Genomic DNA, 22,916 nt, shown 5'->3' on the forward strand with positions numbered 1-22,916 from the left:
CGTACCGTCCGGTACCCGCATGGCGGGACTGGAACGACATCGAGAGGACAACGTTGACCTCGAGAAGCGTGAATTCCGACAACGCTGCTTCGGGCTACGACCCCGCGCCCGCACGCCTGACGGTGGGAATCGTCTCGGCGGGACGCGTGGGCTCGGCATTGGGCGCCGCACTCGAGCGGGCCGGACATGTGGTGTTCGGCGTCTGCGCGATCTCCGACGCCTCGGTGCGCCGTGCCCGTACCCGGCTGCCCGATTCGGAGATCCTGCCGATCGAGCAGGTGGCCGCCCGCAGCGAGCTGCTGCTGCTCGCCGTGCCCGACACCGAACTCCCCGGCCTGGTCCGCGGTCTGGCCGGGGCGGGCGTGGTCCGGCCCGGCACCATCGTCGCGCACACCTCCGGCGCGAACGGCGTCGGCGTCCTCGCCGCCCTGACCGAGATGGGCGCCCTTCCGCTGGCCATCCATCCGGCGATGACCTTCACCGGACACGACGAGGACGTGACCCGGCTGGGCAACGCGTGCTTCGGCATCACGGCCGCCGACGAGGTCGGCTACGCCATCGCGCAGTCGCTGGTGATCGAGATGGGCGGCGAACCGGTCCGCGTGCCGGAGCAGAACCGGCCGCTCTACCACGCCGCGCTCGCGCACGGCAGCAATCATCTGGTCACGGTGATCGTCGACGCGGTGGCCGCGCTGCGGGCCGCGCTGTCGGGCCCGGGCCTGCTCGGTCAGCAGCTGGTCGATGACCAGCCCAACGGCTTGGCCGAGCGTCTGCTCGCCCCCTTGGCCTCGGCGGCGCTGGACAACGCGTTGCGCCGCGGACAGTCGGCGTTGACCGGTCCGGTCGCCCGCGGCGACGTGGACGCCGTGGCCGCGCACCTGGACGCGCTGGCGTCGGTCGATGCCCGGTTGGCCGAAGCGTATCGCGCGCTCTCGCTGCGCACCGCCGAGCGGGCCGGTACCGCCCCCGCCGTCATCGAGCTGCTGGAAGGACGCTGATGTTGGACCCGAAATTGCGTGGCGCCTACCGCCCCGGCGCGCTGACCGTGCAGCACGATCCCACGGTGCTGAGCGCGGTGTCCGCTGCCCTGCGCGGCGTCGGCCGCACCGTCGCGCTGGTGCCGACCATGGGCGCGCTGCACGAGGGGCACCTGGAGATCGTGCGATTGGCCAAGCGGACCAACCAGGTCGTCATCGTGTCCATCTTCGTCAACCCGCTGCAGTTCGGGGCGAACGAGGACTTGGACAAGTACCCGCGCACGCTGGATGCCGATGTCGAGCTGCTGCGCGCGGAGGGCGTCGAGCTGGTGTTCGCGCCGAGCGCGGCCGACATGTATCCGGACGGCCCGCGCACCACCGTGCACCCCGGTCCGCTCGGCGCGGAACTGGAGGGGGCCAGCCGCCCGACCCATTTCGCCGGCATGCTCACCGTGGTCGCCAAATTGCTGCAGATCGCGCGGCCCACCGAAGCGTTCTTCGGCGAGAAGGACTATCAGCAGCTCACCTTGATCCGGCAGATGGTTCGCGACCTGAACTTCGACGTCAAGATCACCCCGGTGGCCACCGTCCGCGAACCCGACGGGTTGGCGTTGTCCTCGCGCAACCGCTACCTGGATCCGGTGCAGCGCGAAGCGGCGCTCGCCCTCTCGGCCGCGCTGTCGGCGGGCAAGCACGCGGGCGGCCTCGGCGGCGACGCGGTGCTCGCGGCGGCCCACCGCGTGCTCCATGCCGCCACCGGCGTGGACCTCGACTACTTGGAGCTGCGCTCGGCCACCCTGGGGCCCGCCCCCGTCACCGGCAACGCCAGGTTGCTGATCGCGGCCCGGGTCGGTGCGACCCGGCTCATCGACAACATCGCCGTCACGCTCGGCGCTCCGATCGACGGTCACCCCAACGTCTCCGGTTCGCGGCCCGCCGTGGACTTCTCCCAGCCCGTCCCGGCGGTGTCGGATCCCGCCCCGTTTCCTCCCGCGAACTAGAAAGGTCGACGCAATGCTGCGCACCATGATGAAGTCGAAGATCCACCGTGCCACCGTGACGCACGCCGATTTGCACTACGTCGGCTCGGTCACCGTGGACCAGGACCTGCTCGACGCCGCCGACCTGCTGGAAGGCGAGCAGGTCTGCATCGTGGACATCGACAACGGCGCCCGCCTGGAGACCTACGTCATCGCCGGTGAGCGGGGTTCCGGTGTGATCGGGATCAACGGCGCCGCGGCGCACCTGGTGCACCCGGGCGACCTCGTCATCCTGATCGCCTACGGCCAGCTGAACGAGCAGGAACTCGCCGAGTACGACCCCAAGGTGGTGTTCGTCGACGAACGCAACCGCCCGGTCGAGCTCGGTTCCGATCCGGCGCACGCGCCGGAGGGTTCGGGCCTGACCTCGCCGCGCTCGCTGTCGTTCGTCTGAGGAGTGGCGACCCGGACATGTTGCTGACCATCGATGTCCGCAATACGAGTATCGAACTCGGTCTGTTCTCCGGTTCCGGTGCGCATTCGAAACTGGTGCGCCACTGGCGAATGCACACCAATCCGCTGCTGACCGCCGACGAATTCGCGATGCAGGTGCGCGGGCTGGTCGGCGCGCAGCTGGACGAGGTGATCGGCGTCTCCGCGCTTTCGACGGTGCCGCCCGTACTGCGCGAACTGCGCGGGATGCTCAGCCAATACTGGGGACATGTTCCGCACGTCTTGGTGGAACCCGGTGTCCGCACAGGGATTCCGCTGCTGGTGGACAATCCGAAAGAAGTGGGCGCCGACCGCATCGTCAATTGCCTGGCCGCTTACCAGCGGTATTCCGCGCCCGCGATCGTGGTCGATTTCGGCACGGCGATCTGTGTGGACCTGGTGTCGAAGAAGGGCGAGTTCCTCGGCGGGATCATCGCGCCCGGCGTGGAGATCTCCACCGAAGCCCTGGTGGAGCGCAGTGCGCTGCGACGGGCGGAGTTGGCCAGGCCGCGGTCGGTGCTGGGCAAGAACAGCATGGAATGCATGCAATCGGGCGCGGTGTTCGGTTTCGCCGGACTGGTGGACGGCCTGATCGATCGGATTCGCGACGAGTTCGACGCCTTCGCGGGCGACGACGTCGCGGTGGTGGCGACCGGCGCGAGCGCGCCATTGATCGTCCCGGAATCGGAAACGATCGATGATCACGATCCGCACCTCACGCTGACCGGGCTGCGGCTCGTATACGAACGCAACCAGCGGCGCAAGGGAAGTGTCTGATCTGCGCGGTGTTGGATTTGTCGCAGGACGGGGACTTGTCGACACCGCGTCGTCTGCTGTTAAACTCCCTCTCGTGACTTTCTACGCGAGCACCCAGGAGTGTTGTCGAGGCTGACCTGCCTCGACCGATCGAGGCTGAGTTCCCGCTCTCGACCGTTACCTTCCTCCTGGAGATTCGCTCATGCGTTCTTCTGTTCTTTCCCTTTCTTCCGCGCGTACCGCGCTGTCGGCCACCCCGCCGGTGGAACGTGCGGTGGCACCCGCTTTACCCACCCGGTTACGCCCCGCCGATCTGCTGCGACTGACCGACGAGGGCGCCGAGGACGTGCTGGCGGGACGGTACGACCACCTGCTTCCCGCCGGCGGGAACTGGCCGGCGGATGAACGCTGGGCGGCCAGGTTGCTCGCCGACGACGAGGTCGACGTCTGGCTGATCAGCTGGACGCCGGACAAGTCGACCGAGTTGCACGACCATGCCGGATCGCTCGGCGCGCTCACCGTGCTCAGCGGGGCCCTGTCCGAATATCGGTGGAACGGAACGGAATTGCGTTGCCGCACGCTCGCGGCTGGTGACCAGGCATCGTTTCCGATCGGCTGGGTGCACGACGTGATGCGCGCGCCGGCCGCCGTGCCCGGCGCCGTCGAATCCGCGGGCCCGCTCGACCCGACGCTCAGCGTGCACGCCTATTCCCCGCCCCTCACCGCCATGTCGTATTACGAGGTGACCGGCCACGGCACCCTGCGGCGCACCCGAACCGTCCTCACCGACCAGCCCGAAGGTGACATGTGATGACCCGTTTGACCATCGATCAGATGCTCGAGAACGCACGGGACCGACTCGAGCGGATCTACGCCTTCGAATTGCCGGAAGCCATCGAGCGCGGCGCCATTCTGGTGGATATCCGGCCGCAGGCGCAACGCGGACGAGAAGGCACCTTGCCGGGTGCTCTGGTGATCGAGCGCAATGTCCTGGAATGGCGGTTGGACCCCACCAGTTCCGCTCGCCTCGCGCTGGCCGCCGACCACGACGTGGAATGGATCGTCGTCTGCTCCGAGGGCTATACCTCCAGCCTGGCCGCGGCCGCGTTGCAGCAACTCGGGCTGCACCGGGCGACCGATCTGGTGGGCGGGTACCAGGCGTTGAAGGCGGCCGGACTGTTGAACGTCGCGGTCGGGGCCCCGCACTTCGTGCGTGAGGCCGACGCGCTCGCCTCGCTGTAATTCCCGTCAACACTTCCATCTCGAAATAGCCGGGCGCGCAGGTGTTTTCGCACACAGCATGATGCGCACCGGCTATTTCGCGTCTTTGGCGGGCAGGTCGGGGCGTCCCGGGTGGGGCCTCGCATCGATACCGTTTCGTTACTACGGGCCGGAGTGCGGGCGGCGCGCAAAACGATTTCCGGTGCACGCTAGGGTTGTTCGATGTGAGCACCCCGAACTCTGCATCTTCCAGCGCATCGACATCGGATTCGCGGCCTGCCGTGGCGCCCGCCGCCGACGATGCCCCGGAGCAGATACGGATTCGCCGGGAGAAGCGGGAGCGGCTGCTCGCGGGCGGTGGCGAGGCCTATCCCGTCGTCGTGCCGCGCACGCATACCCTGGCGGAAATTCGGGCCGCATATCCGGACCTGGCCGCCGACACCGCCACCGGGCAACAGGTGGGCGTCGCCGGACGCGTCATATTCCTGCGTAATACCGGCAAGTTGTGTTTCGCGACACTGCAGGAGGGTGACGGCACCAAGCTGCAGGCGATGATCAGCCTGAACGGGGTCGGCGCGGACGCGCTCGCCGCTTGGAAGGCCGATGTCGACCTCGGTGACTTCGTTTTCGTGCACGGTGAGGTCATCTCGTCGCGGACCGGGGAACTGAGCGTCATGGCCGATTCCTGGTTCATGGCGGCGAAGGCGCTACGACCGCTACCGGTGGCGCACAAGGAGATGAACGAGGAGTCGCGCGTCCGGCAGCGCTATGTCGACCTGATCGTGCGTCCCGAGGCCAGGGAAATGGCCCGTACCCGCATCGCCGTGGTGCGCGCGCTGCGCAACGCGCTCGAGCGCAGGGGCTTCCTCGAGGTGGAGACGCCCATGCTGCAGACGCTGCACGGCGGCGCGGCGGCCCGGCCGTTCGTCACCCGTTCCAACGCCCTCGACATGGACCTCTACCTGCGTATCGCGCCCGAGCTGTTCCTGAAGCGCTGTGTGGTGGGCGGCTTGGAACGGGTCTTCGAGATCAATCGGAACTTCCGCAACGAGGGCGCGGACTCCACTCATTCCCCGGAGTTCGCGATGCTGGAGACATACCAGGCATACGGCACCTATGACGACTCGGCGGTGATGACCCGGGAATTGGTGCAGGAAGTGGCCCAGGAGGCGTTCGGCACGCAGGTAGTGACCCTGGCCGACGGCACCGAATACGATCTTCGCGGCGAGTGGGCCACCGTCGAGATGTACCCTTCGCTGTCCGACGCGCTGGGTGTGCAGGTCACTCCGGAAACGTCGGTCGCCGAATTGCGCGCGCTCGCCGATCGGGTCGGTCTGGAAATTCCGGAGGGCAAGGGCTACGGCCACGGGAAACTCGTCGAGGAACTCTGGGAACACCAGTATGGCGACAAGCTGTACGCGCCGACTTTCGTGCGCGACTTCCCGGTGGAGACCTCCCCGTTGACCAGGCAGCATCGCAGCACCGCCGGCGTGACGGAGAAGTGGGATCTCTATGTGCGCGGCTTCGAGTTGGCCACGGGCTATTCGGAGTTGGTGGACCCGGTGATCCAGCGCGAGCGGTTCGTCGATCAGGCTCGGCTCGCCGCGCAGGGTGACGACGAGGCGATGGTGCTGGACGAGGACTTCCTCGCGGCGATGGAGCACGGCATGCCGCCGACCACCGGAACGGGTATGGGAATCGATCGGTTGTTGATGGCGCTGACCGGATTGGGAATCCGAGAAACGATACTGTTCCCAATTGTGCGTCCGGTCACCAGGTGACCACTGGATTGCAAAGCAGCGGCTCCGTCTTGGAATTTCCGGAATTCGGGGTATTCTTGCCTCGGGTAATCGGCCTAGTATGCGGGTCGCACGATTTCGAGAGGACGTTCATCTCATGGCAAAGAAGGTCACCGTTAGCCTGATCGACGATGTCGACGGTGAGTCCATCGCAGACGAGACCATCGAGTTTGCGATCGACGGTGTGTCGTACGAGATCGACCTGTCGTCGGCAAATGCGGCGAAGCTGCGCGACGGTTTGGAGGAGTGGGTTTCGAATGCGCGCCGGGTGAGCGGCCGGCGCCGGGTCAAGGCTGCCGCGGCCGCCGCGGGCACTCCGAAGAGCCGGGTGTCGATCGATCGGGAACAAAGCGCCGCAATTCGTGAGTGGGCGCGTCGGAATGGACACAAGGTGTCCGCGCGGGGCCGCATCTCCGCCGACATCACCGACGCGTACAACAAGGCCGCGAAGGGATAGTTCTTTTTCGGCCGCCGTCCCGGCGAATCGTGCGACGTCGGGGCGGCGGTCTTGTTTGTGATAGGGCTTCGATATAGCAGCGAGACCAGATCACACGGTGGGCCGTCCCCAGGGGATGAATCGATCTTGCTCGTGGTACCGGGAGGCGGCACCATGGAAACGTGCGACGGTCACTGGCGGTATGGAGAGGTGAGGTATCGGCACAGTGACAGGATTCGTCGGATCATTCTTGCGGTTCACCGATGACGCCGGCCGGCAGCAGGAGTTCACGCTGACGCCTGACCGCGGGCGCGTCACCATCGGCCGGTCCCCGCATGCCGATTTAGCCCTGAGCTGGGACGCCGAGGTGTCCCGGTTGCACGCGGCGGTCGAATACCTGGGTGCGCACTGGACCATCGTGGACGACGGCCTGTCCCGCAACGGCACGTTCGTCAACGGGGATCGGCTCGTCGGCCGCCGCAGGTTGATGGCGGGCGATGTCATCCGGGTAGGCACCTCTCGGGTGTCCTTTCACGATTTCGGCGGCGTATCCGACGACATCACCCGCACGTCCACCGGTTCGATACCCACCGCGCGCTCGCTCACCGAAACGCAGCGCTCGGTCCTGATCGCGCTGTGCCGTCCGTACAAGCACGGCGCGGGTTTCGCCACTCCCGCCTCGAATCAGCAGATCGCCGAGGAGCTGTTCCTCAGCGTGGACGCGATCAAGACCCATCTGCGCGCCCTGTTCGCCAAGTTCGGGGTAGAGGATCTGCCGCAGAACCAGAAGCGGGTACGGCTGGCGGGGTTGGCCATGCAGAGTGGGCTCATTTCCGATCGGGACCTGTGAGTCCTCAACCGTAGACGCTCGCTTAGCCGGTCGAGCTTCTCGACCATGGAGAGTCACGGGGGCAGCGGCTTGACTGGGAGACACGCAGCCGGAGCGACGAACGACTCCGGGCGGTTTCCCAGCAGGAGGAAGTCATGACCGCCGCACGCCTCGCCGCACTGGTGCTCGCCACGCTGGCGACGGGCCTGATCGCGGGCCTTTTCTACGCCTACGCCAACTCGGTGATGCCCGCGCTGGCCCGCACCGACGATCGCGCCATGATCGACGTGATGCAGAAGATCAACGTGGTGATCATCAATCCCTGGTTCATGATCGCCTTCCTCGGCACGGTGGGGTTCACCGTCCTGGCGGCGGCGCTGCACCTGGGGCGCGAGCACCGCGGCACGCTGATCTGGATCGTGCTCGCACTGGTGCTCAACGTCATCGCCTTCGCGGTGACCTCCGGGTTGAACGTCCCGCTCAACGACCAGCTGGCCGCGGCGGGTGACCCGGCGGCGATCACCGACCTCGCCGCGGTGCGGGCCGACTTCGAATCCGCCTGGGTCCGCTGGAACGTGCTGCGCGGCGTCCTGCACACGCTGGCCTTCCTGGTGCTGTGCGGCGCGCTGGTGGTCGCGGGCGTCCAGCATGGCAAGGCATCGGCGCAGACCCGAGGCCAGGTGACCGCGGACCGGTACGCGGCGCATCACTCCGGGGCGCCCGCGTTCGGTCAGAACTAGTTTCCGCGACGACCCGCCGGAATCTGCTCCGTCTGGGCCACTCCGTGCGGTAGCTTCCCGGGAAGACGAGACCGGACCGGGAGGCTATCGTGCGGCGTGTCCCAGGCTTTTCGTTGTTCATCGTTCTGTTCGCCGTGGTGTGCGCGACCGCGGGCGCGGCGCACGCGCAGGAGCGATATCCGGTTGAATTCAACTTCTTCGCGGGCATCCCCGCCGAACTGGCGCACCCGGGCGGTTCACTGCCCGGCACCAACGACTGGTCCTGCAGGCCGGGCGCCGCCCATCCGAACCCGGTGGTTCTCGTGCACGGCACCGGCGGTGGCGCACAGACGAATTGGGGCGTGTATGCGCCGCTGCTGGCCAATGAGGGCTACTGCGTGTACTCCGCCACGTTCGGCGCCTACGACCTGCCGTGGCCGGCGTCGGCCATCGGCGGCATGCTCCCCATCGAGCGGAGCGCGGCCCAGCTCGCCGCCTTCGTCGACCGGGTACGCACCGCGACCGGCGCGGCGAAGGTCGACCTCATCGGCCACTCCCAGGGCAACTTCATCGGCAATTACTTCGTCAAACGGCTCGCGGGCTCCGGCAAGGTGGACAAGATGGTCGGGCTGGCCCCGCCGTGGCTCGGCTCCAACGCCGGCGGCATGGCGGACCTCAACGAGTTCGGCACGCGGCTGGGTCTCGGCCCGCTACTCGACGCGGTGGCCGGGTCGCCGTGCATGGCCTGCCGCCAGGTGCTGCAAGGCTCCGAGTTCGTCCGTGCGCTGAACGCGGACGGCGTCTATCACCCCGACGTGACCTACACCAACATCGCGACCGCGCTGGACGAACTGGTGGTCCCGTACACCGCCGGACTGGTCACCGGGCCACGAGTGACGAATATCGTGGTTCAGGACGGGTGCGCGGCGGACTACTCTGGGCATACGGGCATAGCGGGCAGTCAGAGGGCCGCGACCTACGTGCTCAACGCGCTCGATCCCGCGCATCAACGCCCGGTGCCCTGCGGTTTCGTCGACCCGTACGCGGGGTAGGCGGCCGAAGTCGTACGTGTGCGGCGGAGACCGGCCGGCGGACGGTTTGTTCGCTGAGGGCAAAACCCGGCCGGAAACGAATCCCGCGACGCCCACGTTATGAGTGAATGACCGTGCTGTCGCCGGTCGGCAATAGGGTGGACCGGCGGCGGTGGCATCCCCCGCCAACTAGAGTGGAGGCGGGGGCCGCAACCCCCGGGCTTCATGGCAGGCTGACGCCCACGGTTGTTGTACACAGCACACTGCGGCGTCTGTTGCCAGAATGTCGGAGCAGGAGAGTGAGGGAGCGATGTTCGAGAGGTTCACCGACCGCGCGAGGCGTGTCGTTGTCCTGGCCCAGGAAGAGGCCCGGATGCTCAACCACAACTACATCGGCACCGAGCACATCCTGCTGGGGCTGATTCACGAGGGTGAGGGCGTCGCGGCCAAGTCGCTGGAGTCGCTCGGCATTTCGCTGGAAGGCGTGCGCAGCCAGGTGGAGGAGATCATCGGCCAGGGCCAGCAGGCCCCGTCCGGGCACATCCCGTTCACCCCGCGCGCCAAGAAGGTGCTGGAGCTGAGCCTTCGCGAGGCGCTGCAGCTCGGTCACAACTACATCGGCACCGAGCACATCCTGCTCGGCCTCATCCGTGAGGGCGAGGGCGTGGCGGCGCAGGTGCTGGTGAAGCTGGGCGCCGATCTCAACCGGGTGCGCCAGCAGGTCATCCAGTTGCTGTCCGGGTACCAGGGCAAGGAGCCGGTGGAATCCGGTTCGCGCGGCGAGGCAGGCACCCCGTCCACCTCGCTGGTGCTCGACCAGTTCGGTCGCAACCTGACGCAGGCAGCGCTGGAGGGCAAGCTCGACCCGGTCATCGGCCGCTCGAAGGAGATCGAGCGCGTCATGCAGGTGCTCAGCCGCCGTACCAAGAACAACCCGGTGCTGATCGGCGAGCCCGGCGTCGGCAAGACCGCCGTCGTCGAGGGGCTCGCGCAGGCCATCGTCAACGGCGAGGTCCCCGAGACGCTGAAGGACAAGCAGCTCTACACCCTCGACCTGGGTTCTCTGGTCGCGGGCAGCCGCTACCGCGGTGACTTCGAAGAGCGCCTGAAGAAGGTGCTCAAGGAGATCAACACCCGCGGCGACATCATCCTGTTCATCGACGAGCTGCACACGCTGGTCGGTGCGGGCGCCGCCGAGGGCGCCATCGACGCGGCCTCGATCCTGAAGCCGAAGCTGGCCCGCGGCGAGCTGCAGACCATCGGCGCGACCACCCTCGACGAGTACCGCAAGTACATCGAGAAGGACGCCGCCCTGGAGCGCCGGTTCCAGCCGGTGCAGGTGGGCGAGCCGACCGTCGAGCACACCATCAATATCCTCAAGGGCCTGCGCGACCGCTACGAGGCGCACCACCGCGTCTCCATCACCGACGGCGCGCTGGTGGCTGCCGCCACCTTGGCCGACCGCTACATCAACGACCGGTTCCTGCCGGACAAGGCGATCGACCTGATCGACGAGGCGGGCGCGCGGATGCGCATCCGCCGGATGACCGCGCCGCCGGACCTGCGCGAATTCGACGACAAGATCGCCGAGGCGCGCCGGGAGAAGGAGTCCGCGATCGACGCGCAGGACTTCGAGAAGGCCGCGCGGCTGCGCGACAAGGAGAAGCAGCTCGTCGCCAAGCGGGCGGAGCGGGAGAAGCAGTGGCGCTCCGGCGACCTGGACGTCGTGGCCGAGGTCGACGACGAGCAGATCGCCGAGGTGCTGGCGAACTGGACCGGTATCCCGGTGTTCAAGCTCACCGAGGAGGAGACCACCCGTCTGCTCCGCATGGAGGACGAGCTGCACAAGCGGATCATCGGCCAAGAGGACGCGGTCAAGGCCGTCTCCAAGGCCATCCGCCGCACCCGTGCGGGCCTGAAGGACCCGAAGCGCCCGTCCGGCTCGTTCATCTTCGCCGGCCCGTCCGGCGTCGGTAAGACCGAGCTGTCCAAGGCGCTGGCGAACTTCCTGTTCGGCGACGACGACGCGCTCATCCAGATCGACATGGGCGAGTTCCACGACCGCTTCACCGCCTCGCGGCTGTTCGGTGCCCCTCCGGGCTATGTCGGCTACGAGGAGGGCGGTCAGCTCACCGAGAAGGTGCGCCGCAAGCCGTTCTCGGTCGTGCTGTTCGACGAGATCGAGAAGGCCCACCAGGAGATCTACAACACCCTGTTGCAGGTGCTGGAGGACGGCCGCCTCACCGACGGCCAGGGCCGGACCGTGGACTTCAAGAACACGGTGCTGATCTTCACCTCGAACCTCGGCACCTCGGACATCTCGAAGGCCGTCGGCCTGGGCTTCTCGCAGTCCAACAACGAGGGCTCGAACTACGAGCGGATGAAGCTCAAGGTCAACGACGAGCTGAAGAAGCACTTCCGCCCCGAGTTCCTCAACCGCATCGACGACGTGATCGTCTTCCACCAGCTCACCAACGAGCAGATCGTCGAGATGGTGGACCTGATGATCGGCCGCGTCGCCACGCAGCTGAAGAACAAGGACATGGCGATCGAGCTCACCCCGAACGCCAAGAACCTGCTGGCCAAGCGTGGTTTCGATCCCGTGCTCGGTGCCCGGCCGCTGCGCCGCACCATCCAGCGCGAGATCGAGGACCAGCTGTCGGAGAAGATCCTCTTCGGCGAGATCGGTCCGGGCCAGACCATTCAGGTCGACGTCGAGGGCTGGGACGGCGAGGGCTCCGGCGAGGACGCCAAGTTCACCTTCACCGGCAAGGCGAAGCTGACCAAGGCGCAGTCCGAAGAGAAGCCCGAAGTCGTGCTGACCGGCGCGGCGGAAGGCTCCACCGAGGCTGCCTCGGGCGAGTAAGTCGCAATCGAAAAGCCCGTGCCCACCGTATGGCGGTGGGCACGGGCTTTTTGGTGTTCCCGTAGCAGCTCGGGTCAGCAACCCCGCGCGGCGAAATGGGCGAGGATCGGTGCGAAGTCGTTGGCGAGTTCGCCGGGCACGATCACCTCGTCGATGCCGTACTTCTCCCGGCGGTGCTCGAGGATCTCGGCGGCGGCCGACGGCTCCGCCGGAAGCATGCCCGCCGCGCCCGCGGCGCTCAGTTCGTCGGCGTTCCGTCCGAGCTTCGTCGCCGTCCAGAGCGGGAGCCGCTGCCCGATGCCGACCACCTGATGGGAGAAGCGCAGAGTGCGGTCGGTGCCGTCACGCGCGGTGCGGACCAGGTCGGCCAACGCGGACTCGGTGGCGGCAGGCCCTGCGGCGAGCAGGATACGGTCGGCGAATTCCGCCGCGGTCGCCAGCATTCTGGGGCCGTTGGCGGCGATCACGACCGGTGGCGCGGGAGTCACTCCAGCACGTACGGCGGCGATGGTGGCGACCAGATGCGCGCGGCGTTGCGCGGCCGAGCCCCAGGAGGCTCCGAGCCACTGCGCTTCGGCGGCCGCGTCCGGTCGTCCCGAGCCGATCCCGAGTTCGAAGCGCCCGTCCGACAGCAGTTGCAGGGCCGCGGTCTCCCTGACGGTGGCGGCGGGGGTGCGCAGCGGCGCGGCGAGGACGTTGGGGCGCAATCGAATGCTCGTGGTGACGGCAGCCGCCGCGGCGAGGGCCGGGAACGGTGAGGGAGTGAACCGGGTGTCGGGCAGCAGAAGGGTCCGGTAACCCTGCTGTTCGCCGGCGGCCGCCTCGCGCGCCCAGTCGGCTCCCGAGCGCGGGGTGAGGACGATTCCGAAGGTCATGGTCATGGGTGGGGTCTCCCGATCGTGAAAGGCCGGCGCTCGCGCGACGCCGGTGGCGGACGGCAGGCTGGTCGGCTAGCGCTTGCCGCTGTGCCGCGGTTCGCTCAGGACGGCGAGCCTGCTGCGGTACTGCTCCTCGGTGATCTCGCCGCGGGCGTACGCGGTGCGCAACGCGCCGACACCGCTCGCATGTCCGATGAACCGCCGCCGGACGAGCACCACCAGTACCGTCACGGCGGTCAGCCAGAACAGCAGAGGAAGGATCCAGAAGAACGGCCAGGGGTGCCACGCCCCGTCGTAGGCGTCGGCCAGGAAACTCACGGCTTCGGGTCGAGTGAAAATGTTCATGCGAAAAGACTGCGCCGAGGGGCGAGTCGGGGGCATCGGTCGCGCGTCGTCACTCGGAATACGCTCGGATACGTACGCTCGAACTGCTGTCCGCTCCTGGCGCAGTGATTTACCAGTTATTTGCTAAAGAGCGTTATACCTGGAAAATGCGGTTCGCTGCAGAATTGCCATGGGTCGATATCCTTCCGTCGGCGTGCCGACGCCCTACCAATTCCGGCCTCGTTCGCGTCCTGCCGAACACCGCGAGGCGGAAGAACAGCGGACGTGGAGCGCGAGGTGCCCATCCAGGAAATCATTGATGAATAAACTTGGTCGGCGCGTGCGGCCGCCCTCGCCGACCGGCCCTCTTCCGGTTGTCCCGATTCGGAGTGTTCAGTGCGGCGGCGACACCGCAGGCAAGACCATGGCGAAAGGGGCTCGACGAGCAATTCCCACGGCCGCGCCGGTGCGCTGATGTTCCTCACTGCCAGCCCGGGCGGACCAGCCCGGATTCGTAGGCCAGCACCACCAACTGGGTGCGGTCCCTGGCGTGCAGTTTGGTGAGAATCCGGCTGACGTGGGTGCGGGCGGTCGCGGGACTCATGTAGAGGCGTTCGCCGATTTCGGCATTGGTCAGCCCCTCGGCGACCAGTGTCATCACTTCGCGTTCGCGGTCGGTGAGTTCGGCCAGGGTGGCGGGTGGCGGGGTTTTGGCGCGTGCGGAGAACTCCGCGATCAGTCTGCGGGTCACGCCGGGGGAGAGCAAAGCGTCGCCCGCGGCGACGACGCGGACGGCTCGAACGAGATCGGCCGGTTCGGTGTGCTTGACCAGGAATCCGGTCGCGCCGGAGCGCATGGCCTCGAAGACGTACTCGTCGAGCTCGAAGGTGGTCAGCACGACCACGCGTACCTCGGTCAGCCGTGGGTCCTCGGCGATCATGCGGGTGGCGGCCAAACCGTCCAGGATGGGCATGCGGATGTCCATCAAGACCACGTCGGGGCGCAACTCGCGGGCCATCCGCACGGCCTGCTCGCCGTTGTCCGCCTCGCCGACCACCTCGATGCCGTCCTGGGCGTCCAGCAGCGCGACGAAACCGCCGCGCACCAGCGCCTGGTCATCGGCCACCAGCACCCGGATGCCGCCGCAGGGAGTGGTCGCCGTGCTCGGCCGGGCCGGATCGTCGTGGTCGTGCATCGGGTCTCCTCCGCCGTGGGGCCGCCTCGATCCCGTCAGTGCCGCGCGCGACCGGCCGAAGTGCTGGGGCGTCCGGTCGTATCGGCGGCTCGGCCCGGAGTCGTACGCGACTCGGCTTCGCTCGGACCGGACGTGCCGGGGGCGGCCGAGCGTGAGGTCCCGGCACCTGTCGGCGACGTTTGCGGCCCCTCCGCCTCCGGTCCGGCTGCCGATGCCGCCGCGCCGCGTAGCCGGGCGCTGGCCGGCGCGGCCTCCCGGTCCGTCGCCTCCACAGCCGCGTCGTTCCGGCTCCGGGCGTCTGACGCCGGGGTGTTCCGGGCTTGCGCGTTCGACGCTGCGGTGTTCTGGGCTTGCCCTGGTGAGGCCGGATTGTTTCGACCCTGCGCTGGTGATGCCGGGTTGTTTGTGCCCCGGGCTGCTGCCGGGTTCTGCTGGGCCTGCGCGTTCGATTCCGGGATCGTTCCGGCCTCCGTTGATGCTCCCGGGTTGTGCTGAAGCCGCGCGTTCGATGCCGCGTGGTTTCCGGCCTGCGCTGGTGCTGCCGGGGTGCTACGAGCCTGGACTCCTGACGCCGCGTCGGTCTCGGTCGGCGCTGCGGGTGGAACCGAGGCGGTCTCGGTAGCGCCGGGTTCCGGTGTCCGCGTGGGCAGCCGGGCCGCCACCCGGAACCCGCCGCTGGGGCGGGGGCCCGCGGTGAGGGCGCCACCGAGGGCGTGGGTGCGCTCGCGCATGCCGATGATGCCGTTGCCGCCGCCGGTGCCGGAGCGGGTGGGGGCGCTGGTCGGGCGGCTGTTGTCGACGGTGATGTCGACCGAGTCCGGGGTGTAGCGCACGGTCACGGTGGCCTCGGCGCCGGGTGCGTGGCGCAGCACGTTGGTGAGCGACTCCTGGATGATCCGCGCCGCCGCCACGTCGATCATGCTGGGCAGTTGCTGCGGCGTGCCGAGCACTCGCGTGCCGACGGTCAGCCCGGTGGTACGAGGGCGCTGCAACAAGTCGTCCAAGTCGCTGATGCTCGGCGCGGGCGCGCGCGGTGCAGGCGGCGGCTCGGGCTCTGCCGTCCGGCGCCCGGTCTCCTCCGCGTCGACCACGGGCGACTGCTCACCGGGGTCGGTGGGCTCGCTGCCGGAGCGGATCGTGTGCAGGAGCGCGTGTACCTCGGCGAGGGCGTCGCGACTGGCGTTCTTGATCGCCGTGAGCGCCGTCTCCGCCTGTTCCGGGCGTTTGTCGAGCAGTTCCAGCGCCACCGAGGACTGCACGTTGATCATCGAAAGGCTGTGGGCGAGCACGTCGTGCAGTTCGCGGGCGATAGCGAGCCGTTCTTCGCTGGCACGCCGCTCGCGCTGCGCTTCCTCGTCCCGGCGCGCGGCGTCGGCGCGCTGCCTGCGCGCGATCACTACGGCCTTGCGCTGCCGGATGCCCTCGGCCGCCAGCAGCAGCACCGACAGCCACGCCATCAGCGCGAAGACCTGCCACAGGTCGGCGGGGCGGCCCAGCAGCGCGGGCAGCGGCCAGACCAGCGCCAGATACCCGAGCGGGACGAGCGGATAGGTCCACCACCGCGATCCGCGGCTCGCGGCGGTCAGGAAGGCGACGACCAGGGAGACGAAGATCGGGCCGTACCCGTAGCCGCGCAGGAAGTACGCGATACACACGGCGAGCACGACGACCAGCACCGCCACGGGCTGCGCGCGCCGCCGGATCAATGCCACCGGCCCGGCCAGCAACAGCAGGTAACCGAGCGCGTCGAGGGAGTGCACTCCGGTCTGCCGCATATTCGCAAACGTGCCTCCGACCACTTGAACCGCGGCGACGACGAGTGCGACGCCCCAGTCCCAGCCGACCGAACCCCGATCCGTAATCCCTGCCACCCGCACCCACGTAGCCTATGCGGCCCGGCCGTGATTCGACGTCCGCATGGGAACGTATTTCGCCGCAATAGCGTCGATTCCGAGGTTCGCGGTCGGTTCGGTCTCGCCGAAGCGACCCCCGCTCCAGCTGATTCGGCGGCGTCCGCGCAGCTGCCAGCGAGGGTCGTCGTTCCAGCTACGTATGCCGATCGTCGCCCGGCGACGGATGTCGGCACCGGGGCGGCGGCGGATTCTCGAGGCATGACAGATTCGATCGTGGTCACCCGAGGGTTGACCAAGCGCTATGGGGAGCACACCGCTGTCGACGATGTGAGCATGAGCGTCGCGGCAGGCGAGATCTACGGTTTCCTCGGCCCGAACGGCGCGGGCAAGACCACCACTCTGCGCATGCTGGCCGGTTTGATCCGTCCGAGCGAAGGCACGGCAACGGTCGCGGGGCATCGCCCCGGCGATCCCGCGGTGGTCCGCCGGATCGGCGTGCTCATCGAGGGCCCCGGCTTCTACCCTTATCTTTCCGGCCGCGACAACCTGCGCGTGCTCGCTGAGTACCGCGGGTTCGGGCGACCGGAGGTCGAGGACGCGCTCGAGCGGGTCGGGCTCGCGAGTCGCGCCGAGGACAAGTACCGGACGTATTCGCTGGGTATGAAACAGCGCCTCGGCGTGGGCGCCGCTCTGCTCGGCGACCCGGACCTGCTCGTTCTGGACGAGCCGACGAATGGCCTCGACCCCGCCGGTATGGCCGAAATGCGGGAGCTCATCACGACCTCGGCCGCCGAGGGCCGCACGGTGCTGCTGTCGAGCCACATGCTCAGCGAAGTGCAGGCGGTCTGCGATCGGGTGGGCGTGATCGCCCAGGGCAGGCTGCTCGCCGAAGCGACCGTCGCGGAGTTGCGCGGGAACTCGTCGCTGCTGTTGCGGGCCGAGCCCGCGGAGGTGGCCTTGCCCGCGGTGCGGCGGCTGGTCGGTGAACGGTCGGCGCTGCTGACCGCGAACGGCATCCGGATCGATTCGGACACCGTTACCGCGCCCGCCGTGGCGCGTGCGGTCGTGGCGGCGGGCGCGGATCTGCTGGAGCTGCGGGCCGACGAGAAGTCCCTGGAGGAAGTGTTCTTCGAGATGACGCGATGGGAGGCCGCACGATGAACGGCAGCGCGATCCGCGATCTGGTCGCGAGCACGAGGGCCGAATTGCTGCGGCTGCGGAAGTGGCCGGCCTTCTGGATCGTTCTGGGCTCGTGGATTCTGCTGAATCTCACCTTCGCCTATCTGTTCAACTACCTGGCCTACACGTCCGGGGAATCGAGCCGGATGTCCAACGGACTGCCGCGCGAGGCACTGCTGCAGCAGATGCTGCCCGCCGCGGTGCCCGAAGTGTTCACCCAAGGCATGGCCATGTTCGGTGGCGCGCTGATGCTGATCCTCGGCGCGCTGACCGTCGGCAGTGGATACGGCTGGGGCACCTGGAAGACCGTATTCACCCAGGGGCCTTCACGCACGCAAGCGGTCGCCGCGGTGGTGGTGAGTCTCGGGGCCGTGGTGGTGGCGTTGGTGTGCGCGGCGTTCGTCGCCGACCTCTCGGTGGCCGCGCTGATCGCGGCGTCCCAGTCGCAGCCGCTCACTTTGCCCACGCCGGACCGATCACTGCTCGGAATCCTCACCGGAGTCGCCATTCTGGGCATGTGGACGCTGGCGGGGGCGCTGATCGGCGCGATCGCCCGTGGGCCCGCGCTGGCAGTGGGCCTCGGGCTGGTCTGGGTGCTGGTGGTGGAGAACCTGCTGCGCGGCGTCGCGGGCATCTTCACGCCGATCGAGGTGTTCACCGATCATTTGCCCGGCACGGCCGCCGGATCGCTGGCGGGGGCGATGCGCACCGTGGACGGATCCGCCACGCCCGGTGTGTTGCACGTGCTCTCGCGGACCGAATCGCTGGTCGTGCTGCTCGTCTACCTGACGCTGTTCGCGGGCGGCACGATCTGGCTGATGCGCCAACGCGATCTGGCGTGAATCACCACGCGGGGCGGCGAAGCCGTCGGCAGGCGTCAGCCACCGGCGGTTTCGTTCTTCGCAACTCGACGGTCGTTCTCACCTCTGCGCGAGCACTGTTTCGGCGATCACCCGGAGCGCGTGGGTGATCTGTGCGGAGGTCAGGCCGCGCTCGCGTTGCTGTCGATAGACCTCGGCCGCCAGTGGTGCGAGGAGCGGGTCGACCAGCGCATCCGGTTCGCGAATTCCCGCCGCCGCCACCAAAGCTCGCACATGCGCGTACCAGAATCCGTAGGCCCCGGTCACGAAACGTGCGCCGCCGATCTCCGCGCCGAGCACCAGATGAGCGTGCGACTCGAGCAATTCGACCATCGCGGCGTAGAACGCGGCCAGCCTCTGGGCGGGGGAAGCTCCGGGGCCGAGCGGTGGAGGACCGGAAAGCAGTTTCGCTTGTAGCGCTCGCTCGTGTTCGTCGAGCAGGGCCACCGCGACCGAGTTGGTGTCCGGATAGCGCCGGTACAGGGTGCCGCGGCCGACGCCCGCGGCCTTCGCGATGTCGTCCATCGTCACCGTGCGCGGGTCCCGGGTGGCGAACAACTCGGCGGCGGCGGCGAGCACTTTGGCTCGGTTGCGCGCCGCGTCCGCGCGTTCCGGGGCCGCCGACCGGCCCGGACCGACGTCGGCGAGCAGGTCGGATCGGGGTTGCATGTCGTGACTGTAGCCGATCGTGCAATAACTGGACAAGATGTCCACTTGACTCGTATCGTGGGCCCTGCCTGAATCGGACATGTTGTCCACTTATTGGAGGTTGACCATGAGCACGCTGTTGCACCTCGACGCCAGCGCCCGGCGGCAGTCGATCAGCCGGGTATTGAGCGCCGCATTCGCGGACGCCTGGCGCGCGGGGCATCCGGACGGCGACTACCGCTACCGCGACCTCGCCGCCGAGCCGGTCCCGTTCATCGGCGAGGCGTGGACCGAGCTGTGTGACGCCGTCCTCGCCCTGCCGAGCACGGATCCGGCACAGCTCGGTGCGTTGGTGCGCACCCCCGAGCAGGCCGCCGCATGGAAGGTGGTCGAGCCGTTGCTGACCGAGTTGCTCGCGGCGGATGTGATCCTGATCGGCACCCCCATGTACAACTACTCGGTCCCCGCCTCGCTGAAAGCGTGGCTGGACCAGGTGACTTTCCCGCGCATGTCGCTGGGCCACCGTCGGTTCGTCGTGACGAGCGCGCGCGGCGGCGCTTACTCGCCCGGCGCTCCGAAAGCGGCCTACGACTACCAGGAGCGCTTCCTGCGTGACTTCTTCGCCGGCCATTTCGCCGTATCGGACGCCGTTTTCGTGCACGCGGAACTCGCCAATTCCCGCCAGGACCCGGCGCTGGCGCACCTGCGTGCCGAGCACGACGCGTCCTACACCCGCGCTTTGTCCGCCGTCAGCGCGCTGGCCGGGGAGTACTGACATGAACTGGGTAGTCCTCGCCGCCGCCGGATTGGTGGAGATCGCCTGGTCGCAGAGCATCAAGCCGACCGAGAATTTCACCAGGATCGTCCCCACCCTGGTCTGTTTCGTGCTCGGCGCGACCGCGGTCTACCTGCTGTCGCGCGCCATGCAGACGTTGCCGGTCGGCACTGCCTACGCGGTGTTCACCGGCATCGGCGCGCTCGGCGCGATCACCCTCGGCATCGCCCTCCACAAGGACCCGCTCGGCGTCGGCCGCTTGCTGGCGCTCGCGTTGATCCTCGGCGGCATCGTGCTGGCCAGGATCACGAATCCGGAGTAGCGCTCGGCCGCGCGGATTCGCTTGAGCGTCCGCGGTTTACCGCCGAGCTGCCCAGCGTGTCCGAGCGCCGCGCCGCGGCGAACGCGATCGGTGAACCGGTGGGCCGGGTCGAGTCGGCCGGGGTAGGTTCGTCCTGAATCGTCAAACGATCATCGGCGAAAGGACCGTGATGCCCACACGTACCGCGCGTACTGACTGGACCGGCACCCTGCAGGAGGGTTCGGGACAGGTCGAACTGGCCAGCTCTGGGGTCGGTAAGTACGACGTGTCGTTTCCCAAGCGTTCCGCCGAGGAGGCCGACGGCACGACCAGCCCGGAAGAGCTGATCGCGGCCGCGCACTCCTCCTGCTACGCGATGGCGCTGTCGGCGCAGATCGGCAACGCGGGCGGCACCCCGGAGAACCTGGACGTCACCGCCGACGTGACCCTCGGCCCCGACCCGGCGGGCGGCTTCCGGATCACCGGAATCAAGCTGACCGTCCGCGGGCGGGTCTCGGGCATCGACGCCGACGCCTTCCAGGCCGCCGCCGAGGCCGCCAAGGCGGGCTGCCCGGTCAGCAAGGCCCTCGCCGGCGTCGACCACATCACTCTCGACGCGGCTCTCGCGTAGCGCGCCGGGTGCCCCGCACCCGCCACGGGCGCGGGGCACGAAGCGTGTGCGGGATCAGCGCTTGCGGAAATAGCGGCGCGCGGGGCGGGCGTAGAGCGCGGGAATAGCGATCAGCACCGCGAGGACGTGGACGGTGCGCAGGGCGGCGACCAGCAGCGACGCGGGTGTGGCATCCCGGAAGAGGTCGCGCAGTTCGTTCGCCGACATGGCCGCGGCGAGCGGCTCGATGATCAGCGACAACAGGCCGAAGACACCGATACCGACGGTGAGCAGCAGGCGGGCCCAACGGTCCCCGTGGGTCATGCGCACCGCGACAGCGAGCACCAGTAGATAGATCGCGGTGCGTAGCCCCAGCCCGGTCGCGACGCCGGCCGGGTCGGCCGTGAGGGCCCGCGCGATCGCCTCGGCGATGCCCGCGACCAAAGCCACGACCAGTGCGACGAACGCGACACGGACGGCGGGCGGTGGTCCAGCGGGGTGGACGCGCGATGGCGCGGGCCAGACGGAAAAGGCAGTGCCGGTCATGGGACCGACACTGCCTCAGCGCTTCCGGAGGGGAATCACTCCGCGGTAGCGGCCGCGACCCGTACCGGAGTATCGGTGCGTGTCGCGAACTCGGTGAGTGCCGCGAAACCGAGGGCCAGGCAGGCCCACAGGGTCGCGGTCTCGGCCAGCGACGCCACCCGGAACTGCCACAGCAAAGTGGCCGGGAAGTCCGCGCTGACCTCGTTCACCCCGGGCAGCAGGACGTAGCCGAGCGCGGTCACCAGGACGAACGCCGCTAGACCACCGATCAACCGGAACGTGGGAAGTTGTGCGCGCAGCGCCGTGAACACGGCCACCGCCGCGCCGACGGCCACGAGGCCGAGCACCACCGCGGCCACCCACAGCAGGGTGCGCTCGTTGATGGTGTCCGGGTCGCCCACCGCCGGTGGGTTGGCCGGGTACTTGAAGAAGGGCACCGCGACGATCGCGGCCCAGCCCGCCACGCCGAGCGTCAAGGCGAGCCGTGGCCCGGTCAGCGTGGTGTAGCGCCGCGCGAAATGCGCGACCGAGGCGTAGATGGCGCCGAGCGCGAGCCCGGCCAGCCCGAGTGCGAGAAATTGCCCGAACTTCTGTCCGCCGCGGCTCACCAACGGTTCTTCCCCGTCACCGTGGGAATGTCCGCCCGCCGATTCGGCATGCTCGCCGTGCGAGTGCCCGCTGGGCGATTCGGCTTGTTCGCTGTGCGCGTGTTCGGCGCCGGAGCGGGCTTCCTCGATGGCGATGGCGGCGTCCACTTCGGGTTCGCCGACGAAGTATCCGACTGTGGCGGCCAGCAGTCCGGCGATCAGACCGGCCAGCAGGCCGCGCAGCAGCAGGGTTCGGAGCGAACCGATCAGTGGCACGGAAGCCCCAGCAGGTGGCGTCCGTCGTGCATCAGCTCATGCAGGTACATCCCGCTGCGCGAGATGACGCCCTGGTCGAAACCGACCAGGTACAGCGTGAGCAGTGCGAGAAGAACGACACCGACCGTGACCAGCACGGTGGCCAGGGAATCGGTTGCCCGGCTGGGTGAATGCGCGATGGCCATTCGAGTCCTCCTTGGGATACGCGTCCCGTCGGGTGGTGGCGCGACGGTGCCGGTGTCTGGCTTTCCGGCACCGGACTCGGTGCGTGGAACACAGTGGCGCGACCGCTCCGGAATCTCACCGGAATTACCGCGTCACCCTCGCGTTTGTCCTTCGAACTGTGACACCTGCACGGCCCCGGCGTCAACCGGGTCCGGCACGGGCGTACCACGGCGCCGGGCGAGTCGCCGGGCAGGCGGGCCTGCCCGGCGGTAGGTCACCGGCTCAATTCGCGGGCTTCGCGTCGACGTCGAGCACGACCTCGAACTCGAGCAGGGAAGCACCCGTTGAGACCGGCTTCTGCCGCTCGCCCGCGTGCGCCTCGCGCGCGGGCCCGTCCCGCCAAGCCGCGAAGGACTCTTCCGAATCCCATTGGGTCACCACGAAATAGCGCTTCTCGCCGGCCACCGGGCGCAGCAGCTGGAAGCCGAGGAAGCCGGGGGAATTCTCGACCGCGTGCGCACGGTGGGCGAACCGCTTCTCCAGCTCGGGACCCGCGCCCTCGGGAACCTCGATCGCGTTGATCTTCACAACAGCCATGCGTCCAAGCTAGCGG

General features: G+C 68.4%; 26 protein-coding genes. 17 read left to right on the forward strand and 9 right to left on the reverse strand.

Annotated features, from left to right (window positions below):
* Positions 1-53 precede the first annotated feature (53 nt).
* The 12 genes from NNI01S_RS22955 to NNI01S_RS23010 all read left to right on the forward strand — a co-directional run bounded on the left by NNI01S_RS22955 (position 54) and on the right by NNI01S_RS23010 (position 12,106).
* Positions 54-998: a Rossmann-like and DUF2520 domain-containing protein gene (locus NNI01S_RS22955; RefSeq protein ID WP_245676333.1), complete on the forward strand. Its 945-nt coding sequence runs from the start codon at positions 54-56 to the stop codon at positions 996-998.
* Positions 998-1,978, forward strand: coding sequence for a pantoate--beta-alanine ligase (panC, locus tag NNI01S_RS22960; RefSeq protein ID WP_063022202.1), 981 nt, complete (start codon positions 998-1,000; stop codon positions 1,976-1,978). The genes NNI01S_RS22955 and panC overlap by 1 nt, the downstream gene beginning before the upstream one ends.
* 13 nt (positions 1,979-1,991) lie before the next feature.
* The gene (gene panD, locus NNI01S_RS22965) at positions 1,992-2,411 is read left to right on the forward strand and encodes an aspartate 1-decarboxylase (RefSeq protein WP_063022203.1); all 420 of its coding nucleotides are present in this window, start codon (positions 1,992-1,994) and stop codon (positions 2,409-2,411) included.
* A 17-nt stretch (positions 2,412-2,428) separates the two neighbouring features.
* A complete protein-coding gene (locus NNI01S_RS22970; RefSeq protein ID WP_063022204.1) occupies positions 2,429-3,226 on the forward strand; it encodes a type III pantothenate kinase in 798 nt (265 codons plus the stop codon).
* Positions 3,227-3,407: 181 nt separating this feature from the next.
* Positions 3,408-4,016: a cupin domain-containing protein gene (locus NNI01S_RS22975; protein ID WP_084489212.1), complete on the forward strand. Its 609-nt coding sequence runs from the start codon at positions 3,408-3,410 to the stop codon at positions 4,014-4,016.
* A gap of 8 nt (positions 4,017-4,024) precedes the next feature.
* A complete protein-coding gene (locus tag NNI01S_RS22980; protein WP_063022302.1) occupies positions 4,025-4,447 on the forward strand; it encodes a rhodanese-like domain-containing protein in 423 nt (140 codons plus the stop codon).
* A gap of 260 nt (positions 4,448-4,707) precedes the next feature.
* Positions 4,708-6,207 carry a lysine--tRNA ligase gene (gene lysS / locus NNI01S_RS22985; RefSeq protein ID WP_063022206.1) on the forward strand — a complete coding sequence of 500 codons (1,500 nt, stop codon included), beginning with the start codon at positions 4,708-4,710 and terminating at the stop codon, positions 6,205-6,207.
* 115 nt (positions 6,208-6,322) lie between these two features.
* A complete protein-coding gene (locus NNI01S_RS22990; RefSeq protein ID WP_040864538.1) occupies positions 6,323-6,682 on the forward strand; it encodes a histone-like nucleoid-structuring protein Lsr2 in 360 nt (119 codons plus the stop codon).
* A 205-nt stretch (positions 6,683-6,887) separates the two neighbouring features.
* On the forward strand, positions 6,888-7,511 hold the full coding sequence (locus NNI01S_RS22995; protein ID WP_039794674.1) for an FHA domain-containing protein: 624 nt from the start codon (positions 6,888-6,890) through the stop codon (positions 7,509-7,511).
* A gap of 134 nt (positions 7,512-7,645) precedes the next feature.
* On the forward strand, positions 7,646-8,230 hold the full coding sequence (locus NNI01S_RS23000; protein WP_084489214.1) for an anthrone oxygenase family protein: 585 nt from the start codon (positions 7,646-7,648) through the stop codon (positions 8,228-8,230).
* 89 nt (positions 8,231-8,319) lie between these two features.
* On the forward strand, positions 8,320-9,261 hold the full coding sequence (locus NNI01S_RS23005) for an esterase/lipase family protein (RefSeq protein WP_063022207.1): 942 nt from the start codon (positions 8,320-8,322) through the stop codon (positions 9,259-9,261).
* 289 nt (positions 9,262-9,550) lie between these two features.
* Positions 9,551-12,106 carry an ATP-dependent Clp protease ATP-binding subunit gene (locus NNI01S_RS23010; protein ID WP_063022208.1) on the forward strand — a complete coding sequence of 852 codons (2,556 nt, stop codon included), beginning with the start codon at positions 9,551-9,553 and terminating at the stop codon, positions 12,104-12,106.
* 74 nt (positions 12,107-12,180) lie between these two features.
* Here NNI01S_RS23010 and NNI01S_RS23015 read toward each other — a convergent pair whose 3' ends face one another.
* The 4 genes from NNI01S_RS23015 to NNI01S_RS23030 all read right to left on the reverse strand — a co-directional run bounded on the left by NNI01S_RS23015 (position 12,181) and on the right by NNI01S_RS23030 (position 16,278).
* Positions 12,181-12,987 carry an LLM class flavin-dependent oxidoreductase gene (locus NNI01S_RS23015; protein ID WP_063917619.1) on the reverse strand — a complete coding sequence of 269 codons (807 nt, stop codon included), beginning with the start codon at positions 12,985-12,987 and terminating at the stop codon, positions 12,181-12,183.
* Between the two features lie 69 nt (positions 12,988-13,056).
* Positions 13,057-13,329, reverse strand: coding sequence for an SHOCT domain-containing protein (locus tag NNI01S_RS23020; protein ID WP_063022209.1), 273 nt, complete (start codon positions 13,327-13,329; stop codon positions 13,057-13,059).
* 460 nt (positions 13,330-13,789) lie between these two features.
* Positions 13,790-14,503: a response regulator gene (locus tag NNI01S_RS23025; RefSeq protein WP_063022210.1), complete on the reverse strand. Its 714-nt coding sequence runs from the start codon at positions 14,501-14,503 to the stop codon at positions 13,790-13,792.
* A gap of 35 nt (positions 14,504-14,538) precedes the next feature.
* Positions 14,539-16,278: a histidine kinase gene (locus tag NNI01S_RS23030; protein WP_084489216.1), complete on the reverse strand. Its 1,740-nt coding sequence runs from the start codon at positions 16,276-16,278 to the stop codon at positions 14,539-14,541.
* A 336-nt stretch (positions 16,279-16,614) separates the two neighbouring features.
* On the opposite strand from NNI01S_RS23030, the gene NNI01S_RS23035 reads away from it, so the two are divergent.
* Positions 16,615-17,517, forward strand: coding sequence for an ABC transporter ATP-binding protein (locus tag NNI01S_RS23035; RefSeq protein ID WP_063022212.1), 903 nt, complete (start codon positions 16,615-16,617; stop codon positions 17,515-17,517).
* On the forward strand, positions 17,514-18,377 hold the full coding sequence (locus tag NNI01S_RS23040) for an ABC transporter permease (protein ID WP_063022213.1): 864 nt from the start codon (positions 17,514-17,516) through the stop codon (positions 18,375-18,377). Before NNI01S_RS23035 ends, NNI01S_RS23040 begins: the two co-directional genes overlap by 4 nt.
* 78 nt (positions 18,378-18,455) lie before the next feature.
* On the opposite strand, the gene NNI01S_RS23045 is transcribed toward NNI01S_RS23040, so the two are convergent.
* Complete coding sequence (locus NNI01S_RS23045) at positions 18,456-19,064, reverse strand: TetR/AcrR family transcriptional regulator (RefSeq protein WP_063022304.1); 609 nt, start codon at positions 19,062-19,064, stop codon at positions 18,456-18,458.
* A gap of 106 nt (positions 19,065-19,170) precedes the next feature.
* Between NNI01S_RS23045 and NNI01S_RS23050 the strand changes: the two genes are divergently transcribed.
* The 3 genes from NNI01S_RS23050 (at position 19,171) to NNI01S_RS23060 (ending at position 20,750) form a co-directional block, all read left to right on the forward strand.
* On the forward strand, positions 19,171-19,818 hold the full coding sequence (locus NNI01S_RS23050; protein ID WP_063022214.1) for an FMN-dependent NADH-azoreductase: 648 nt from the start codon (positions 19,171-19,173) through the stop codon (positions 19,816-19,818).
* A 1-nt stretch (position 19,819) separates the two neighbouring features.
* Complete coding sequence (locus NNI01S_RS23055) at positions 19,820-20,140, forward strand: DMT family transporter (protein WP_063022215.1); 321 nt, start codon at positions 19,820-19,822, stop codon at positions 20,138-20,140.
* Between the two features lie 169 nt (positions 20,141-20,309).
* Entirely contained in the window at positions 20,310-20,750 is a 441-nt protein-coding gene (locus tag NNI01S_RS23060; protein ID WP_063022216.1) for an OsmC family peroxiredoxin, read from the forward strand.
* A 54-nt stretch (positions 20,751-20,804) separates the two neighbouring features.
* Here NNI01S_RS23060 and NNI01S_RS23065 read toward each other — a convergent pair whose 3' ends face one another.
* From NNI01S_RS23065 to mhuD, 4 genes are all read right to left on the reverse strand, one after another.
* Entirely contained in the window at positions 20,805-21,275 is a 471-nt protein-coding gene (locus NNI01S_RS23065) for a hypothetical protein (RefSeq protein ID WP_063022217.1), read from the reverse strand.
* 35 nt (positions 21,276-21,310) lie between these two features.
* Entirely contained in the window at positions 21,311-22,138 is an 828-nt protein-coding gene (locus tag NNI01S_RS23070; protein WP_063022218.1) for a CbtA family protein, read from the reverse strand.
* Complete coding sequence (locus NNI01S_RS23075) at positions 22,129-22,323, reverse strand: CbtB domain-containing protein (protein WP_039794710.1); 195 nt, start codon at positions 22,321-22,323, stop codon at positions 22,129-22,131. The genes NNI01S_RS23070 and NNI01S_RS23075 overlap by 10 nt, the downstream gene beginning before the upstream one ends.
* A gap of 262 nt (positions 22,324-22,585) precedes the next feature.
* Positions 22,586-22,900: a mycobilin-forming heme oxygenase MhuD gene (mhuD, locus tag NNI01S_RS23080; protein WP_039794711.1), complete on the reverse strand. Its 315-nt coding sequence runs from the start codon at positions 22,898-22,900 to the stop codon at positions 22,586-22,588.
* Between the last annotated feature and the right edge of the window lie 16 nt (positions 22,901-22,916).

The organism is Nocardia niwae NBRC 108934 = DSM 45340 (assembly GCF_001613465.1).
In the GTDB taxonomy this organism is placed as follows: domain Bacteria; phylum Actinomycetota; class Actinomycetes; order Mycobacteriales; family Mycobacteriaceae; genus Nocardia; species Nocardia niwae.